Genomic DNA, 1,164 nt, shown 5'->3' with positions numbered 1-1,164 from the left:
GTTGGTGCGTTCGCCGGTTACGACGACTTCTTCCAACTGCACCTGTTCCGCATCTTGCGCCGCATCGGCGGCATAAATCCATTCGGAGGCGAAAGCGGCAGCAATCAATAGGGGGAGGCGGCGGAGGGTGTGTTTCTGCATTTCCTTATCCTTTCAGACGGCATACGTCGGGGTGGATTGAACATCAGGTAATCCAATTGCTCCGTCAGTATGCAAATATTTGTGTTTACACATTTACATAAAACAAACTATTAATGTAAAGTATAAGAAATAAGAAACAGGAATGCAAGTGTTTATCATTCACTTTGTTTCCCCTCTTATCGTGAATTGTCCAAAAAAATCCCTCTCCTATTTGGGGAAGAAGGTTGGAGGAGGAAAATTATGTAATCTTCATGAATTTAGCCTGCTAAGCATTCGACAGCCTCTATCAGTAGGGCAGTGAAGGAATAAGGAAAGAGGCCGTCTGAAACGCCGCCGTATTGCCATTGCCGCCGTGGGGAAATATGATGAGTATCCGACTTGCGGATAACTTTAATGAAAACCCTTTATGAACAAAATCAAAATCTTCTTACCGTCATGACTGCCAGCAAACAACAAACCATCGCCGACACCGCCCGCCGCCTGTTCCGCGAACATGGCTTTTCCGCCGTATCCGTAGGCAGCATCTGCGCTGAGGCCGACGTCAGCCGCGTCACTTTTTACAAATATTACAGCGGTAAAAACGCACTCTTGCAGGCAATAGTTACCGAGCAGAAAAACCGCGTCCGTGCCGAATTTGAAAATCTGCTTGAACGGCAATGCAGCCTGCGCGAAGCCGCTGAGGCTGTGTTTGCCCTGCAAAAACAATCGTTTGAAGAACTTTATTCCGCCGCTTTCCTGCGCGACATTGAAGAGAACATCGATTTGGAGCTGGAGCGCTTTTTCCGCGAATTGAACGAAGAAAAATACGCCTTTATGCGCGGATTCTTCCATGCTCTGCAACAACGCCGCCTGATTCAGCCCGATTTGCCGGTGGAACTCATCGACCTGTTCATTCGTCAGGCGGATATATTGATGCGCCATCCTCAACTGACCGCGCTTTATGCCGCCGCGCCGCAAAAGCTGCCGCAAGACGTATTGGGATTGCTGCTGCACGGTTTGTCAGGGAAAGAATAGATAAAAAAG

1 protein-coding gene is annotated in these 1,164 nt (G+C 48.4%); it reads left to right on the top strand.

The genetic code is table 11. The features are described from left to right. Positions 1–534 precede the first annotated feature (534 nt). Positions 535–1,155, top strand: a complete 621-nt coding sequence (locus ACTHUE_RS19375) for a TetR/AcrR family transcriptional regulator (protein ID WP_070460767.1) — start codon at positions 535–537, stop codon at positions 1,153–1,155. Positions 1,156–1,164 lie beyond the last annotated feature (9 nt).

It is taken from the genome of Neisseria sp. P0021.S005, assembly GCF_051956955.1.
The sequence above is the reverse complement of the archived record's forward strand: the minus strand, read 5'-3'. Positions and strand labels throughout refer to the sequence as shown.

Bases quoted from the DNA above. Each gene is read 5' to 3' on its own strand.
- ACTHUE_RS19375 (WP_070460767.1), top strand. From the start codon at position 535: ATGAAAACCCTTTATGAACAAAATCAAAATCTTCTTACCGTCATGACT.